The 16,219-nt window shown below is 34.0% G+C and carries 15 protein-coding genes; 3 read left to right on the forward strand and 12 right to left on the reverse strand.

Features of this window, described 5'->3' with window-relative positions:
- Window positions 1–19 precede the first annotated feature (19 nt).
- The gene (locus tag JQC67_RS07980) at window positions 20–529 is read left to right on the forward strand and encodes an OmpH family outer membrane protein (protein WP_203252295.1); all 510 of its coding nucleotides are present in this window, start codon (window positions 20–22) and stop codon (window positions 527–529) included.
- Window positions 530–597: 68 nt separating this feature from the next.
- Here the strand turns inward: JQC67_RS07980 and JQC67_RS07985 are convergent, their stop codons facing one another.
- The 4 genes from JQC67_RS07985 to gcvP all read right to left on the reverse strand — a co-directional run bounded on the left by JQC67_RS07985 (window position 598) and on the right by gcvP (window position 6,132).
- Window positions 598–1,449, reverse strand: a complete 852-nt coding sequence (locus JQC67_RS07985; RefSeq protein WP_203252296.1) for a glycosyltransferase — start codon at window positions 1,447–1,449, stop codon at window positions 598–600.
- 50 nt (window positions 1,450–1,499) lie between these two features.
- Entirely contained in the window at window positions 1,500–2,045 is a 546-nt protein-coding gene (locus JQC67_RS07990) for a methyltransferase (RefSeq protein WP_203252297.1), read from the reverse strand.
- 13 nt (window positions 2,046–2,058) lie between these two features.
- Complete coding sequence (locus tag JQC67_RS07995; RefSeq protein ID WP_203252298.1) at window positions 2,059–3,117, reverse strand: 3-oxoacyl-ACP synthase III family protein; 1,059 nt, start codon at window positions 3,115–3,117, stop codon at window positions 2,059–2,061.
- Window positions 3,118–3,288: 171 nt separating this feature from the next.
- Window positions 3,289–6,132 carry an aminomethyl-transferring glycine dehydrogenase gene (gene gcvP / locus JQC67_RS08000; RefSeq protein WP_203252299.1) on the reverse strand — a complete coding sequence of 948 codons (2,844 nt, stop codon included), beginning with the start codon at window positions 6,130–6,132 and terminating at the stop codon, window positions 3,289–3,291.
- 130 nt (window positions 6,133–6,262) lie between these two features.
- Between gcvP and JQC67_RS08005 the strand changes: the two genes are divergently transcribed.
- Window positions 6,263–7,087 (forward strand): UbiA prenyltransferase family protein, encoded by an 825-nt coding sequence (locus JQC67_RS08005; protein ID WP_203252300.1) that lies wholly within the window; start codon window positions 6,263–6,265, stop codon window positions 7,085–7,087.
- Here the strand turns inward: JQC67_RS08005 and JQC67_RS08010 are convergent.
- Together JQC67_RS08010 and JQC67_RS08015 are read right to left on the reverse strand one after the other, a co-directional pair.
- Entirely contained in the window at window positions 7,084–7,311 is a 228-nt protein-coding gene (locus tag JQC67_RS08010) for a hypothetical protein (RefSeq protein ID WP_203252301.1), read from the reverse strand. The genes JQC67_RS08005 and JQC67_RS08010 overlap by 4 nt on opposite strands.
- Window positions 7,308–7,868 carry a sigma-70 family RNA polymerase sigma factor gene (locus JQC67_RS08015; RefSeq protein WP_203253223.1) on the reverse strand — a complete coding sequence of 187 codons (561 nt, stop codon included), beginning with the start codon at window positions 7,866–7,868 and terminating at the stop codon, window positions 7,308–7,310. Before JQC67_RS08015 ends, JQC67_RS08010 begins: the two co-directional genes overlap by 4 nt.
- A 118-nt stretch (window positions 7,869–7,986) precedes the next feature.
- Between JQC67_RS08015 and JQC67_RS08020 the strand changes: the two genes are divergently transcribed.
- Window positions 7,987–8,340, forward strand: a complete 354-nt coding sequence (locus JQC67_RS08020) for a rhodanese-like domain-containing protein (RefSeq protein ID WP_203252302.1) — start codon at window positions 7,987–7,989, stop codon at window positions 8,338–8,340.
- Between the two features lie 89 nt (window positions 8,341–8,429).
- On the opposite strand, the gene JQC67_RS08025 is transcribed toward JQC67_RS08020, so the two are convergent.
- The 6 genes from JQC67_RS08025 to JQC67_RS08050 all read right to left on the reverse strand — a co-directional run bounded on the left by JQC67_RS08025 (window position 8,430) and on the right by JQC67_RS08050 (window position 16,092).
- Window positions 8,430–8,828, reverse strand: coding sequence for a response regulator (locus tag JQC67_RS08025; protein WP_203252303.1), 399 nt, complete (start codon window positions 8,826–8,828; stop codon window positions 8,430–8,432).
- A 7-nt stretch (window positions 8,829–8,835) separates the two neighbouring features.
- Complete coding sequence (locus JQC67_RS08030; protein ID WP_203252304.1) at window positions 8,836–11,859, reverse strand: PAS domain-containing sensor histidine kinase; 3,024 nt, start codon at window positions 11,857–11,859, stop codon at window positions 8,836–8,838.
- A gap of 138 nt (window positions 11,860–11,997) precedes the next feature.
- Entirely contained in the window at window positions 11,998–14,028 is a 2,031-nt protein-coding gene (locus tag JQC67_RS08035; RefSeq protein ID WP_203252305.1) for a M3 family metallopeptidase, read from the reverse strand.
- Between the two features lie 21 nt (window positions 14,029–14,049).
- Window positions 14,050–14,445, reverse strand: a complete 396-nt coding sequence (locus tag JQC67_RS08040; RefSeq protein WP_203252306.1) for a hypothetical protein — start codon at window positions 14,443–14,445, stop codon at window positions 14,050–14,052.
- A gap of 2 nt (window positions 14,446–14,447) precedes the next feature.
- Window positions 14,448–14,936, reverse strand: coding sequence for a 5-(carboxyamino)imidazole ribonucleotide mutase (gene purE, locus JQC67_RS08045; RefSeq protein WP_203252307.1), 489 nt, complete (start codon window positions 14,934–14,936; stop codon window positions 14,448–14,450).
- A 1-nt stretch (window position 14,937) separates the two neighbouring features.
- On the reverse strand, window positions 14,938–16,092 hold the full coding sequence (locus tag JQC67_RS08050; RefSeq protein WP_203252308.1) for a 5-(carboxyamino)imidazole ribonucleotide synthase: 1,155 nt from the start codon (window positions 16,090–16,092) through the stop codon (window positions 14,938–14,940).
- Window positions 16,093–16,219 lie beyond the last annotated feature (127 nt).

A 16,219-nucleotide genomic window follows, 5' to 3' on the forward strand; every position in this document is an offset into this window, starting at 1 on the left:
CTCAAAATAGTATACTCAAATGAAACAAGTAAAAAAAATAGCGGTAGCGCTAGTATTATTCATCGCAGCAACCGGATTCGTTAATGCACAAAGTAAAGTAGCGCATATTGATGTAACTCTATTATTAACGTCAATGCCAGAAATGAAGAGTGCTGAAGCCGAATTAAAAAAGCTTTCAGAGACATACAATGCAGATATTGAAAGTTCAATGGTAGAATTTCAAAATAAAGCAACTTTGTATCAAAATGAATCTGCTTCTAAATCTAAAGAAGAGAATGAAAAAAGAGCTATTGAACTTCAAGGTGTTCAAAAGAATATTCAAGAAGCAAATCAAGCTGCTCAAAGAGAGCTTCAGAAGAAACAAGCTGAGCTTTTTGCACCTATCTCTGATAAGGCGAAAGCTGCAATTGAGAAGGTAGCTGCTGCACAAGGTTTTGATTATGTAATTGATGCCCAACAAGGTGGTGGACTAATTGTAGCTAATGGTAAAAACCTTTTGGTTGATGTAAAAGCTGAATTAGGGATATAATATCCAGCATAAAATTAAAGCATAAAAAAATGCCACTCTCTGAGTGGCATTTTTTTATGCTTTATGTCTTAAAACACTTTACGTTTTATATTATTCCAACGATATTTACGTATAAACTTGGCTTCGTCTTTAGTGACAAGAAAAGGTTTGTTCGCTGATCTTGCATTATAAAAACCTTCCATGTTGTCAAAGAAGGCGGTATACTTTTTTAATTTCCAAGCCATTTTTAATGAGGCTATAAAAGTAATCCAATACCCATAACCCATAGTGTACATGGCTTCTCCTTGAAGTAATTTGGCTTTTGCGTTATAAGCCTTTCCTGTGGGTCTTAAATGCTTTACTTTGAGTGAGTCATCAGTGAATATGTGAAAGCCATGATAACGTGCTAACAGCTCATCAAGCGTATCCCAACCCATAGCGTTTTTTAATCCGCCTATGGCGCTAAAACAATTTTTGGTGTAGGCTTTAAATGCACCGCGAACATGATCCTTATTCATAGGGTGATTTAATTTCCATTCATTATTTGAATCTTCTTCATAAACAAATCCGCCGGCAATACCTACTCTAGGGTTTCCTCGAAAAATGTACGCTATTTTCTCAAAATAGTTTTCCGGCAATATTATATCTGCATCAAATTTTACAATAAATTCATAGTTATCATCTACTTGCTCTAAGCCTTTTTTGAACGCATTTATCACTTTACTACCTGGCATGTGTTCAGTAGAAGATTGTGTGTTTAGTTTATTGAAAATAGAATGGTTGGCAATAAACTGGTCTATGATAGTTTCAGTGCCATCAGTAGAATTGTCATTTACAATAATTACTTTTTTGGGTAACAATGTTTGTCGCAATATAGAATTCAATGCATCTGCTAAAAAAACCTCTTCGTTATGCGCCGGAATTATTATATAATAGTTCATTACTAGTTTGTCAAAAATGAAATCTTGAATTCAGTAATTAAGAAATAATATTATTTTGAATTGGATTCTTGTACCTGTATTTTTTCAGCATAAACAATGTAATATCTAGGGGTGAAACTACGTAGTAATGGTCTTATGCCTATTTTTTTGACAGGATTCGTCCACTTAGCGCTGTCTTTAATTTCCCATCCTGCTTTTTCAAGTAGCCAATCAAATTGCCAATCTTCAAATTCATGATAATGTCTATCCCATGGGTCAGTTTTGCTTTTATAAGCTGGCGAAAACCATAGTTTTAAAGGGATGCTTGCAACCAATTTATCAGCTTTGATTTCTCTTAAAACATTAAAAGGAGCGATTAGGTGTTCAAATATCTCAAAAGCTGTAACAACTTTTGCATTTGAGTTTATAACACTTTCAAAGGCTAAATCAAGATCTTCTCCATTGGTGTTTTCTACAGAATACCCTTGTTCTGTCATTATTTTAGAAAACGGATTGGTAACACCTAAATCTAAAATAGTTTCTTCTGTAGTAATGTGTTTTTGAAGAAAAGTTAATGTATGCTGAAAGCGCTTATTCGGAAATGTTTTTTCGTACATAGATTGAATAGTGTCAAACTTGGTAAACGATGGCGTTTACATTCATGCCAGCGCCAACACTTGCAAAGATAACAACATCTCCTTTTTCTATCGATTGATTAGCTATTTTTCCGTTACGTACCATGTCATATAATGTAGGAATGGTTGCAACTGAGCTATTTCCCATTTCATGAATGTTCATTGGCATAATTCCATCAGGCATATCCATATTGAAAAGTTCATAAAACCGTTTTACAATTGCCTCATCCATTTTTTCATTTGCTTGATGAATGAAAATTTTCTTTACTGCCGTGATTTCTTGTCCGCTTTTTAAAAGACAATTTTTCATTGCTTGAGGTACAACAGTTAAAGCAAATTCGTAGATTTTTCTACCATACATTTTTATATATCGGCGATCTTCCTCAAGTTCATTGTTGTAAGAATTTCCAAAGAACAAATAATAAGCTTCCCCGTTTGCATGTGTTTCAGATGCATGGGCAAGAATTTTACCCCCATTTTCAGAAGCCTCAATTATTGTGGCGCCCGCTCCATCAGAATATATCATAGAATCACGATCATAGTTATCTACAACTCTTGAAAGAGTTTCAGCACCGATAACCAAACATTTTTTGGCTATACCACTTTTGATAAAGGCATTGGCTTGAATAACACCTTCAATCCAGCCTGGGCAACCAAAAAGCATATCATAAGCAACACATCTCGGATTTTTAATTTTGAGGTTATGTTTAACACGAGATGCTAAGCTGGGTAGTGTGTCTCCTTGTGATTTTCCATAAGAAACATCTCCAAAGTTGTGCGCAAAAATGACATAATCAAGATCTTCTTTATTGATACCCGAATCTTCAATAGCTTTTTCAGCAGCAATTGAAGCAATATCAGAAGTGTTTAAATTATTATCAACATATCGCCTTTTTGCGATACCAGTAATTGATTTGAATTTATGAATGATTACTTCATTGGAATGCTTTAATGCTGAGCCATCAGAATTTAGAAATTCATTTTCGGAAAAATGATCATTTTCCGTAATCTGGCTCGGAATATAACAACCTGTACCTGAGATACCGATATTCATGAGGAACTAATTTTTGGTCTAGTAATGTCAAGGTAGTAAAATCACAATTTTTTTGTTTTTAGACCAATCAAATCTTATGATGTTCAGCATGTTCTTATTTTAAAATGAATTAAAATAAAAAGGCTCTTGAAATTGTCAAGAGCCTTTATTTATAAGTGTTCAAGCTTATTTTTAAGCCTCGGCGTAAGCTTCAATAGGCGTGCAAGTACAAATAAGATTACGGTCGCCATAGGCATCATCTACGCGCCTTACAGACGGCCAAAACTTGTTGTTAGCAATATATTCTAAAGGAAAAGCTGCTTTTTGTCTACTATACGGAAACTGCCATTCGTCTTTTGTAAGCATTTCTAATGTGTGCGGTGCATTTTTTAAAACATTGTTTGGACTATCTGATGTGGTTTCGTCAATTTCTTCTCGAATAGCCAACATAGCATCACAAAAGCGATCAAGCTCTGCCAAACTCTCACTCTCAGTTGGTTCTATCATAAGCGTGCCCGCGACCGGAAATGAAACTGTAGGTGCATGAAAACCATAATCCATTAATCTTTTGGCAATATCTGTCACTTCAATGCCATTCATTTTAAAAGGTCTGCAATCAACAATCATTTCGTGTGCTGCTCTACCTTGTTCACCAGAATAAAGCACATCAAATTTACCGTTCAATCGTTCTTTAATATAGTTTGCGTTTAAGATGGCTATTTTAGTTGATTGGGTTAAACCAGCTTCTCCAAGCATTTTAATATATCCGTAGGATATCAAACAAACCAAAGAACTACCCCAAGGAGCCCCAGAAATAGCACTGATAGCATTAGCTCCACCAGTTTTGATAACAGGATTTCCAGGAAGAAAAGGTGCTAACTGTTTAGCAACACAAATTGGCCCAACACCAGGGCCTCCACCACCATGTGGAATAGCAAAAGTCTTATGTAAATTTAAATGGCAAACATCTGCACCAATTGTAGCAGGGTTTGTTAAGCCAACTTGTGCATTCATGTTGGCACCATCCATATAAACTTGGCCACCATTGTCGTGAATTAGTTTTGTAATTTGTTTTATGGAAGATTCAAATACACCATGTGTTGATGGGTATGTAACCATTAAAGCTGCCAAATTTTCTTTATGTAGTATTGCTTTTTCTTCTAAATCTGAAACGTCTATATTGCCTTTATCATCAGTTTTAGTCACAACTACCTTCATGCCTGCCATTACAGCTGAAGCCGGATTGGTACCATGAGCTGAAGCCGGAATAAGACAAATGTTTCTGTGGTCTTCACCATTCGCAGCATGAAACGCTCGAATTGTCATAAGTCCTGCATATTCACCTTGCGCACCTGAATTGGGTTGTAATGAAGTAGCAGCAAAACCTGTAATAACACTCAGTTGGTTTTCTAGCTCTTTAAGAATAATTTGATATCCCTCAGCTTGTTCAACTAGCGCAAATGGGTGAATATTTCCCCATTCAGCCCAACTTAAAGGAAGCATTTCAGATGCCGCGTTCAATTTCATAGTGCAACTGCCTAATGAAATCATTGAATGATTAAGTGCTAAATCTTTGCGTTCTAATCTTTTAATATACCGCATCATTTCGGTTTCAGAATGATAGGAATTGAAAACAGTATCTTCTAAAAATGGCGTGTTTCTTTTAAGATTGTACCCTATACTTTCGTGATCCTCAGAAGAAAACGAAACATTTTCATTTGAAGCACCAAATAGTGACCCTAGTATTTTGATGTCATCAATTGTAGTTGCCTCATTAATAGCGATTGAAATCTCATTTTCAGAAATAAAATTTAAATTGATGCCCTGATCTTGTGCCTTAACTAAAAGTTCAGGAGCATTTTTAACTCGTAACTTAAGTGTATCAAAATAATTTGAATTTATCTGTTCAATTCCGATTTCACTTAAAATTAAACGTAAGTATTTGGCTTTAGCATGTACTTGCTCTGCAATATATTGTAATCCTTTAGGGCCGTGATAAACAGCGTACATGCCGGCCATAACAGCTAATAGTACTTGGGCAGTGCATATATTTGAAGTGGCTTTATCACGTTTAATATGTTGTTCACGTGTCTGAAGGGCCATGCGTAAAGCGGGCTTGCCTTCAATATCTTTAGTTAATCCAATAATACGCCCAGGAATACTTCTTTTGTAAGCTTCCTTAGTGGCGAAAAATGCAGCATGTGGTCCGCCATAACCTAATGGAATTCCAAACCTTTGGGTTGTGCCAACCACTACATCTACTCCAAATTCGCCTGGTGCTTTTAACATCACCAAACTTAAAATATCTGCAGCCACTGCCACTTTTATACCGTGTTCATTAGCATTGCGAACAAAATCTGTATAGTCATGCACTTGACCATGTTTGCCGGGATATTGTAATAGGGCACCAAAAAAGTCAGTTGAGAAATCAAAATTTTCATGATTGCCAATGACCAATTCAATATGTAAAGGTGTAGATCGTGTTTGTAGAACTGAAAGTGTTTGTGGTAGAACTTCTTCAGAAACAAAGAATTTCATCACATTACCTTTCTTTTGCTCACGAGAACGTACATCAAAAAGCAGCGCCATGGCTTCGGCTGCGGCTGTACTTTCATCTAAAAGCGATGCATTTGCTAACTCCATTCCTGTAAGATCACAGACCATGGTTTGAAAGTTAAGTAATGCCTCTAGTCTACCTTGTGCAATTTCAGCTTGATAAGGCGTGTAAGCGGTGTACCAACCTGGGTTCTCAAGTATATTTCTTTTAATAACAGAGGGGGTAAGGCTTTCATGATATCCTAAACCGATGTAACTTTTAAAAACAGAATTCTTTTTAGCTAAATTTTGTAGATGAACTAAATATTCATTTTCACTTAGTGCAGGTGGTAAATCTAATTTCGCTTTGAGCCTTATGTCATTAGGAATAGTCTCAGAAATTAATTGGTCAAGATTAGCTACCCCAATTTTATCAAACATTTTTTGATAATCGTTTTCGCTAATGCCAATATGACGGAGGGCAAACAAATCTGTTCTCATAGTTATATTAAAAAAGAAAGAGAACAAAAATAGGTATTAATCAAATTAAACTTGGTGGGTTTTCGATACCTATAAGACAAAGTTTTTAACTAAAACCATAGCTTATTAACAGTTTAGTTACTTTTATACTGTGAATGTTTTCAGACGTATTTTTGATTTCTACCTTGATGCCAGTATTCATGTGGCTTTATCGGTATATTCTTTAGTCTGGTTGTCAGGGTATATGTTGAATATATCTATTGATATTGACCTTGCACTTTTTCTGTTTTTTGGGTCAATCGCTAGTTATAATTTTGTGAAGTATGGGTTGGAAGCCGAGAAGTATATTTTAGTAGCCAACAGGTACCATAAAAATATTCAGTTTTTAAGTATTATAGCACTAGGTTTAGCCTGTTTTCATGCTTATTATTTAAATTATGATACTTGGATTGGGCTAATAGTTCTTTCTATTTTAACAGGGCTCTATGCAATTCCGGTGTTGCCTCATGCCAAGAATTTAAGAAGTTTAAGCGGATTTAAAATTGTTGTTGTAGCATTAGTTTGGTCTGGTGCTACAGTTTTACTGCCAATTTTTCAAATAGAATCTAATATTAATTGGGATGTTGAAATTGAAACAATACAACGATTTTTAATGGTTCTCGTTTTATTGTTACCATTTGAAATTCGAGATCTTCGTTACGATCCACCTGAATTGAAAACGGTTCCACAGCGTTATGGCGTGAGAAATACTAAAAAAATAGGAGTGGTTTTGGTGGTGATTATTTTAATGTTGACATTTTTTAAAGACAATCTGCAGTTAATTGAGATACTGGTTAAGATCAGTCTTAGTCTTTCATTAATTCTAGCTGTACTAATTACTTCTAAAACTCGAAGTAAGTATTATGCATCATTTTGGGTAGAATCTTTACCTATCTTTTGGTTGGCAATAGCCTGGGTGTTAAGGGAAATTTTTTAGCTTTCTTTTTTTAAGAATTCTTTCATAAGAACTTTTTCTTGCTCTGAAAGACTTCGAAGTTTAGCTTTTTCACAAATAGAAGTCAATTTGGCATTCTTTTCAGAATGCACTGTACAATTTTTACAAGCAAATAAATGAAATCGAAGCTTTAATTTATCTAAAAAAGATGCTTCATTATATTGTGCTTTGTTGCAAATTACTGCTGCTTTTTCACAAGATGTCATAATTCAAACCAGTTTTGATTTAAACAACCCACTAGCGCAGTACGCGCTCTGTGAATCATTACCCACAAATTAGACGGGTTAATGTCAAGTTCATTACAAATGTCTTCAGTACTCATGCCTTGAATAGTTTTCATTTTGAAAACCATAGATTGTTTTTTAGGAAGTTTAGAAACACAATCATGTATTGCAAGTCCAAGTTCTTCATTTTCAATAGCATCATTCTCAAAATTGCTAAATGGGTCAGCTACCTGTTCTTCAAGCCAATCTCCTTCTGAATCAGAAGAGGCATTGTAGTTCATACGAACCTCTGCTTTGCCTTTTTTAGAATTTATTTTACGATAGTGATCAATTACTTTTCGTTTGAGAATTGCAATTAACCACGTGCGTTCAGCGGCATCCCCTTTATAGTTTTTGGCCGATTTTAAACCAGCGAAAAAGGTTTCTTGCACTAAATCTTTTGCTATTTCAGCGTCACTCACCCTACCAACAGCATAGTTGAAAAGGTAGTCGGCATAAGAATCGACCCAAGTCTCAGGAAATAATTGATTTGTTGGCATTTGTTTATTGTCACCACCAAAAGTAATAGAATTAGATTTAATTAGCTTCATATTTTCGTTCTGGTATTCATATTTTATTGCTGGCATAATTTTCTATCTTTGATAAAATCAGTTATTTATGAAGTATATATTATCTCTTCCGTTTTTCTTTCTTATGCTAATAGGCTGTTCTCAAAGTAAAACAAAACCTATCACAGAATTTTCACAAAATGATATCAAAAACGGGATATTAGTTGACGTACGAACTCCTGAAGAGTATACTGCTGGTCATATAGATAATGCGTTGAATATTAATTGGTTTGATGTTGATTTTAAAACTCAATTCGATTCGGTATCTAAGGATGAGCCTATTTATTTGTACTGTAAAATGGGAGGTAGAAGTGCTAAAGCCCAAGAAAAACTAAAATCATTGGGATTCACTAATGTGATTAATTTGGAAGGTGGTTATGACGCTTTGAAAGAAAAAGAATAGTTTAATAGTTAGTTATGTGGTTTTTCGGAATTTCCAGTTATTCTAAACATGCTTATCAGGAAATAGAAAATTTATAATCAACCCATCTGTTAATTTTCTTGGAGGATAATCTTTAGAAGCTGTTTATTAATTGGTTTTATGATGTAATCAGAAATTTCAGATATTTTTTTTACTCTTTCAATATCCACAGGGTCCACCGAAGAAGATACCATGTAAATAACTATATTTTTTTCTATTTGTGGCTTAATCTTTATATATTCTTCTATGAACCGAAAGCCATCCATTACCGGCATATCAATATCTAGAAAAATAATGTCTGGCAGATTATTTTCATTCTCAATATTAGACAGTATAAAATCAAATGCTTCTGCGCCATTTTTAAACGCAATAATATTGTTTGTAGCATTCAATGATTTTAGATTAATCTGTATGGTAAATTGAAAAATATCATCATCATCTACCAAGCATAAATTTAAATTATTGCGCATATTAATTTTAGTTAAGGTTCAAAGTAAATGTAGTGCCTTTATTTACTTCACTTTCAGCTGATATTGTTCCGCCCATTGTTTCTACTTGGGCTTTAGTGATAAATAATCCAAATCCTTTTGCATCAGGATGGCTATGAAAAACTTTATTTAATCCAAATAGTTTATGACCATTATTCTTTAAATCAATGCCCAAACCGTTATCCTTAAATTTTAGTATTATTTTTCCATTTAAATTTTCCGTTGTCACCCTAATTTTAGGTGCTCGATCTTCTGATTTATACTTAATGGCATTCCCTATTAAATTTAGAAAAATACTTTCTATGTAAATTTTATTATAAATAATTTCAGGGGCATTTGAGAAATTTCCTTCTATGGTTGCTTCTGATTGCATTATATCAGCAACTAATATTTCTTCGGTTTTCTTAAGAATTTCTTCAAACGAAATTTTTTCTTTTTCAATTGATTGATTACTCTTTATTCTCAATGATTCAACAAGCGTATTTAAAGTTAATGTAAGGTGGTCTATTACAATTTCAAACTTTTCAAATAATATTGCTTTTTCTATCTCACTAGTTTCATCTTGATAGATGTTTATTAATGCATTTAAATTACTAACTGGTGATCGTAAATTATGCGAAGTGATATGATTAAATTCAGCGAGTTGATCGTTTTGAATTTTTAGTTTTTTGGCGGAATTTTCTAGTTCAATATTTGCATTTATGATTTTTAATTCAGCATTTCTTTGTTCGGTAATATCTTGAGTAGTCCCTAATACTTTAATTACTTCACCATTATCATTAGTTTTTATTTTTCCGGAATGTTCAACGAAAATGATGGATCCATCTCTTTTTTTTATGCGATGGCTAATTTTATTAAATTTCTTTTTTTTAATGCTTTCCACCGTGTTTTGGAGAATAATTTCTTGGTCTTCAAGAGGTATTCGCTCTAAATATAAATCATGAGTCATTGGGATGACATACTCGAAATCAAATATTTTATATAAGTTGTCTGACCATATTAATGAGTTGTTAGTTAAATCCCATTCCCAGTTACCAATCATTGCAATTTCTTCTGCTATACTTAATTGTTCGTTTTTTGTTAGTATCTCAGTTTCTCTTCTTTTAATTTCTGTAACATCTTGCGTCGTGCCAACTAGTTCAGTTACGTGACCATTTTGATCAGTAATTACATAACCAATCACTTCAAAAGTTTTGATTGTGCCATCATCTGAAATCATACGATACGTAAATTTGTTGAGCTTTTTAGTTTTAAGAATTTCTTTTGTAATTGCACTTATTTTTTCTTTATCGTCTGGATGTACTCGAGTGGACAATAATTTTAGACTCATTTTTGTGCCCATTTCAAAACCTAAGATTCTATATAAATTTTCTGACCATATAAATTCATCTTTAATAGCATTCCATTTCCAATTTCCAATCTTTGCCATTTCCTCGGCATTGCTTAATTGGTGATTTTTTTCTAATAATTCGGATTCTCTTTTTTTGATTTCACTAACATCTTGTGTTGAACCCATTACCTCGATTATTTGGCCGTTATTATCAGTTGCGACTTGCCCCACGATATAATGGTTGTAGATGGTGCCATCTTCTAATATTATTCGATAATAGAAATTCTCAAATGTCTTTGTTTCAATTATTTTAGACCTGTAATGCTCTGCCATGTCTAAATCTTCGGGGTGTATGCGAGTTGATAATAACTTTAGGCTTATTTTAGCTCCTACCTCAAAACCAAACATTTTATAAAGGTTGTCGGACCAAGTGAATTCATTTTTTTCTGGTTTCCATTGCCAAAAGCCAATTTGCGCCATTGCTTCTGAAATAGACATCAGTTTATTCTTTTGCAACAACTCAAGCTCAATATTTTTACTTTCAGTAATATCTTGACAAGTGCCAAACATTTTTAGCACATCACCATTTTCATTGGTGATTATTTTTCCAACTGTTTTAATGGTTTTTATGGTGCCATCTCTCAATTGTATTTTATAAGTAGAATTACGAAAATTTCCATCTTGCATGCCCGCATTAAGTTTGGAAATTACTTCATTCCTATCCTCTTCATGAACATAATTAATATATGTTTCAAATGTTATTAATTCATTTTTAGCAACTCCATATATGTTATATAGATTATCAGACCATAGTACCTCATTTGCTATGGGGTTCCATTGCCAATTTCCTACCAATGTCATTTTTTCTGCAAGTGCCAATTGCTGATTTTTTTCTAACAGCTCAAGCTCCCTGCTATTGCTTTCAGTAATGTCTTGGCAAGTGCCAAACATCTTGACAACCTCACCTTGTTCATCACAAATTACTTCACCAAATGATCGAACAGTTTTAATAATTACCTGGTCTACAATAATTCGATGTGTTAGACTAGGATAGTTTTTATTTTGTATAGCTGATGAAAAATGTTTTACCACATAGTCTTTATCTTCTGGGTGTATGTATTCTTCGTAGGTGTTGGAGGTTATTTTGCCACCTTTAGCACGACCAAATATTTTATAAAGATTGTCTGACCATATCTCCACATCAGTAATAGCATTCCATTCCCAATAACCAATATTGGTCATTTGCTCAGCAATAGATAATAGTTTGTTTTTTTGAACTAATACAAGTTCTGAATCTTTACGAGAAGTGATATTAATAGAGCTTCCAAAAATGGTTGTTAAAGTCCCGTCTTTATAAACAGGTTGACAGTATGTACGTAAATATCTTTTATTGCCTTTGGCTGTAATTATCTCGTGATCAAAATTAAAGGACTTACCTTCTTTTATGCCTTTAGCATATATTTCTTCTATTAGAATCTTTGCTTTTTGATTTTCTAAAAAATCAAATGCGTTTTCTAAAGTTGGAACAAAGTCTTGATCTACTTCATGAATTTCTTTTAATACATCATTCCAATAAATTTCTCCAGTTACTACCGATAACTCAAAAATACCTATGTCTGATATTCTATGCGTTTTTTCTAGAAGTTCGTTAGGCTTAAAATTATTGGAGTCTTTATTACTCATTTTACGAATACGTATAATTAGTACATATATAACAAAGCAATTGTTTCTCCGTAAGAAAGAGACAGCGTTATTCGTATATAATATATTACAAATATATTAAAGTTGTGTGGAGAAAAAGACTACTATTTTCTATTTAAGCTATTTACTTGAATTTAGTAACCCTGCTCTTTCTAGTAGTGCTTCTACTTTAGGCTCAGCCCCTCTAAATCTTTTGTATAAAACCATAGGGTTTTCAGTGCCACCTTTTGAAAGTACATTTTCTTTGAATTTAGTGGCCACCTCTTTGTTGAAAATTCCTTTTTCTTTGAAGTATGCAAAAGCATCAGCATCAAGTACTTCAGCCCATTTGTAACTGTAATAGCCAGACGAATATCCACCTTGAAAAATATGAGCAAATGCAGTACTCATACAAGTTTCTGGTGTTTCAGGAAATAAACTAGTACCCTGAAAAGCCTCGTCTTCATATTTTTTAACATCTGAAATATTGGTTGGGTCAGTACCATGCCAAGACATATCTAAAAGACCAAAACTTAATTGGCGTAGCGTAGCCATACCTTCTTGAAAAGTTGCAGATTCTTTTATTTTCTGTACGAGATCCATAGGTATTACTTCACCTGTTTCGTAATGTTTGGCGAACAATTCTAAGGCTTCTTTTTCATAACACCAATTCTCCATAACCTGCGAAGGCAACTCAACAAAATCCCAATAAACAGAAGTGCCAGAAAGACTAGGGTAGGTGGTATCTGCTAGCATGCCATGTAGTCCGTGTCCGAATTCATGAAACAATGTTGTCACCTCATTAAAAGTTAATAATGAAGGTTTTGTTTCTGTGGAGGGCGTGAAATTGCAAACATTTGAAATATGCGGTCTTACGTTTTTACCATCTTTTTTCCATTGTGATTTAAAGGAAGTCATCCAAGCTCCACCACGTTTTCCGCTTCGCGGATGAAAATCAGCGTAGAACAACGAAATAAAGTTTTTATCAGCGTCATAAACCCGGAAGGTTTTTACTTCTTCATGATATTTGTCTACATCAAAAACCTCCTCAAATTGTAGTCCGAATAACTTCTCAGCAACTGTAAAAACACCTGAGATAACATTCTCTAATTTGAAATAAGGTTTTAATTGTTCATCGTTTAAATTGAACAATTTCTGTTTTAACTTTTCGGAATAATAGCTGCCATCCCATTTTTGAAGTGTGTCTATTCCATCTAAATCTTTAGCAAAATCTTCAAGTTGTTTGTATTCTTTTTCTGCAGCTGGTTTTGCCTTTTCAAGTAACTCATTTAAAAATGATTGTACTTTCTCTGGAGTTTCAGCCATGCGTTCTTCTAGAACAAAATTGGCATGAGTTTTATAGCCTAGAAGGTTGGCTCGTTCAAAACGTAATTTGGCAAGTTTTAAAACAATTTCTTGATTATCAAATTCATCACCTTTGAATGCTTTGCTGCCAAATGCTAAAGAAAGTTCTTTTCGCAACTTGCGATTGGTAGCATATTTCATAAAAGGAACATAACTAGGGTAATCTAAGGTGATTAACCAGCCATTTTTTTCTTTTGCCTTGGCTAGTTGAGCCGCCATTTCTTTTGCGCCATCAGGCAAACCCTCAACATCATTTTCATCGGTTAAGTGCATTTCATACTTGTTGGTTTCAGCAAGTACGTTTTCACCAAATTTTAATTTTAATTTTGAAAGTTCGGCATCTATTTCGCGTAATCTGTTCTTTTTGTCTTCAGAAAGATTAGCGCCGTTTCTGCTAAAACTTTTATAGCGTTTATCAAGTAATGTTTGCTGTTCAACCGTTAAATCTAAAGTGTCTTTTTGTTGGTACACTGATTTTATTCTAGCAAATAAAGCTTCATTTAATGTGATGTCATTTCCGAATTCAGAAAGTAGCGGTGAAACTTCTTGAGCAATTTTTTGTATCTCTTCATTAGTTTCTGCAGAGTTCAGATTAAAAAATACACTTGAAACTCTATCTAATTGCTGTCCTGAAAATTCTAGTGCTTCAATCGTGTTTTCAAAAGTAGGTGCGTTAGAATTTGAAGTGATTGCATCTATTTCAGCACGTGCATCATCCATAGCTTTTAGAAAAGCAGGCTTGAAATGTTCGTTTTTTATTTTAGAGAATGGTGCCTGATCAAAAGGTATAAGAAGTGGATTTTGCATTTTAAAGTTTACGTTAAGATTTTAGTTGCTGCTTAGTAATTCTCTCATGGTAATGGCATCTCGCTCTAAAAATTCTGTACCATCAAAATATATGTATAGCCATTTTAGTTCGGTCGTATCCATGTCAATCTGCCAATGGTTTTCTCCTCCAATAAGCTTTATCTTTCTTTTCTCACTGTTAATTTGTTTGATATCAAGACTATCTACCAACATCATTAACTCACTATCATACCACATAACATCGTTTATAAACACCGGAAATTCCTCGTCACCCCACTTTTCTTGTAATTTTTTAATGGCAACACTATCTGGAGCAATACTGACCATGGTAGGTTTTGTAAGTTTTATTTCTTCAACATCATGGCTAGATTGACAAGAGAATATTAGTATTGTAAATAATAGCATGAATTTTTTCATGTCTATTTATTGTTTACTGATTTTGCGCCTTCAATTACTTTCTGCTTTAGACCTTCTTTGTAGAGAATAATTTTGTCAAGCACGCATTTGTCTGAGCTGCCAATAATTTGAGCAGCGAGAATACCTGCATTTTTAGCTCCGTTAAGGGCAACTGTTGCTACAGGAACGCCACCTGGCATTTGAAGAATAGACAGGATAGAATCCCAACCATCAATAGAATTACTGCTTTTAACAGGAACACCGATTACAGGTAAAGGCGACATTGACGCAACCATACCTGGTAAGTGTGCTGCACCACCGGCACCTGCAATTATTACCGAATAACCATTTGTATGTGCATTTTTGCTAAAATCAAAAAGTTTTTCAGGTGTACGATGTGCTGAAACAATATCAACATCAACTTCAATGTCAAAACCTTTTAAGATATCTATGGCATCTTGCATTACCGGTAGGTCGCTAGTGCTTCCCATTACTACAGCTACTTTACTCATATTATTTGCTAATTACTTTAATTCTTTCTTTTACTTCTTGTGCAACACGACGTGCTTCGTCAATATCTTGATTTACAATAGTGACATGACCCATTTTACGAAACGGTCTAGTTTGTTTTTTGCCATAAATATGGGGCGTAACACCATCCATCTTTAGTATAGCATCAAGATTTTCATACACTACATTACCAGTATGACCTTCAGCGCCAACAAGATTTACCATAATACCTGCAACTTTACTAGCCGTATTACCTAACGGTAAATCTAAAATAGCTCTAATATGCTGTTCAAATTGATTGGTATAACTAGCCTCAATACTATAGTGCCCGCTGTTGTGCGGTCTTGGAGCTACTTCATTTACTAATATTTTGTCATCCTGCGTCTGAAACATTTCAACAGCCAATAAACCCACTTGTTGAATTTTTTGCGAAACTTTAAGCGCAATCTCTTGTGCTTTTTGGGCTACTTCATCAGAAATTCGAGCCGGACAAATAACATATTCTACTTGATTAGCTTCCGGGTGAAATTCCATTTCAACTACGGGGTATGTTTTTACTTCACCACTAGCACTTCTAGAAACAATAACTGCAAGCTCATTTTTGAAATTTATCATTTCTTCAGCAATACATTCATTGGGTGGCAAAGCCTCAAGATCTTCAATTTTTCGAATTACTTTCACCCCTTGACCGTCATAACCAAATTGGGCTACTTTCCATATAAACGGCAGCTTCAATCCTCCATTAAGTATACTGTCTTCAATTTCACTTTTGTAGGCAAATCTTTGAAAATCAGCAGTCGGAATATTGTTATCAATATAAAATAATTTTTGCTTTGCTTTATTCTGAATGATACGCAAAGCCTTTGTAGGGGGGTATACTTTTTTACCTTCAGATTCTAATTTTTCTAAGGCATTTAAGTTTACATTCTCAATTTCAATAGTGATCACATCAACATCTTGCCCAAAATTATATACATCATCAAAATCTAAAAGATTTCCAATAACAAATTGGTCACATGCTATTTTACATGGCGCTTCTTCTGAAGAATCCATTACTTTGGTACGTATATCCCATTTACGGGTTTCATACAACATCATTTTGCCGAGCTGACCTCCGCCTAATATTCCTAAGGTAAAATCTGAAGAAAAGTATTCCATTGTCAATTACTTCGCCTTATTTGAAGGTGATACCACAAAAATACACCGATTTCGCAAAACCATAGGTATCTTATCAAAAAAGGCCTTCAAAACATAATTTAATTCATGCTAGAACATGAATAGTTTA

This window comes from Aurantibacter crassamenti, from assembly GCF_016811105.1.
GTDB lineage: Bacteria > Bacteroidota > Bacteroidia > Flavobacteriales > Flavobacteriaceae > Aurantibacter_A > Aurantibacter_A crassamenti.

Bases quoted from the DNA above. Each gene is read 5' to 3' on its own strand.
- JQC67_RS08025 (WP_203252303.1), bottom strand. From the start codon at position 8,828: ATGCGCAATAATTTAAATTTATGCTTGGTAGATGATGATGATATTTTT.
- JQC67_RS08040 (WP_203252306.1), bottom strand. From the start codon at position 14,445: ATGAAAAAATTCATGCTATTATTTACAATACTAATATTCTCTTGTCAA.
- JQC67_RS07990 (WP_203252297.1), bottom strand. From the start codon at position 2,045: ATGTACGAAAAAACATTTCCGAATAAGCGCTTTCAGCATACATTAACT.
- gcvP (WP_203252299.1), bottom strand. From the start codon at position 6,132: ATGAGAACAGATTTGTTTGCCCTCCGTCATATTGGCATTAGCGAAAAC.
- JQC67_RS08020 (WP_203252302.1), top strand. From the start codon at position 7,987: ATGAAGTATATATTATCTCTTCCGTTTTTCTTTCTTATGCTAATAGGC.
- JQC67_RS08030 (WP_203252304.1), bottom strand. From the start codon at position 11,859: ATGAGTAATAAAGACTCCAATAATTTTAAGCCTAACGAACTTCTAGAA.
- JQC67_RS08010 (WP_203252301.1), bottom strand. From the start codon at position 7,311: ATGACATCTTGTGAAAAAGCAGCAGTAATTTGCAACAAAGCACAATAT.
- JQC67_RS08050 (WP_203252308.1), bottom strand. From the start codon at position 16,092: ATGGAATACTTTTCTTCAGATTTTACCTTAGGAATATTAGGCGGAGGT.
- JQC67_RS08015 (WP_203253223.1), bottom strand. From the start codon at position 7,868: ATGCCAACAAATCAATTATTTCCTGAGACTTGGGTCGATTCTTATGCC.
- JQC67_RS07980 (WP_203252295.1), top strand. From the start codon at position 20: ATGAAACAAGTAAAAAAAATAGCGGTAGCGCTAGTATTATTCATCGCA.
- JQC67_RS08035 (WP_203252305.1), bottom strand. From the start codon at position 14,028: ATGCAAAATCCACTTCTTATACCTTTTGATCAGGCACCATTCTCTAAA.
- JQC67_RS07985 (WP_203252296.1), bottom strand. From the start codon at position 1,449: ATGAACTATTATATAATAATTCCGGCGCATAACGAAGAGGTTTTTTTA.
- purE (WP_203252307.1), bottom strand. From the start codon at position 14,936: ATGAGTAAAGTAGCTGTAGTAATGGGAAGCACTAGCGACCTACCGGTA.
- JQC67_RS07995 (WP_203252298.1), bottom strand. From the start codon at position 3,117: ATGAATATCGGTATCTCAGGTACAGGTTGTTATATTCCGAGCCAGATT.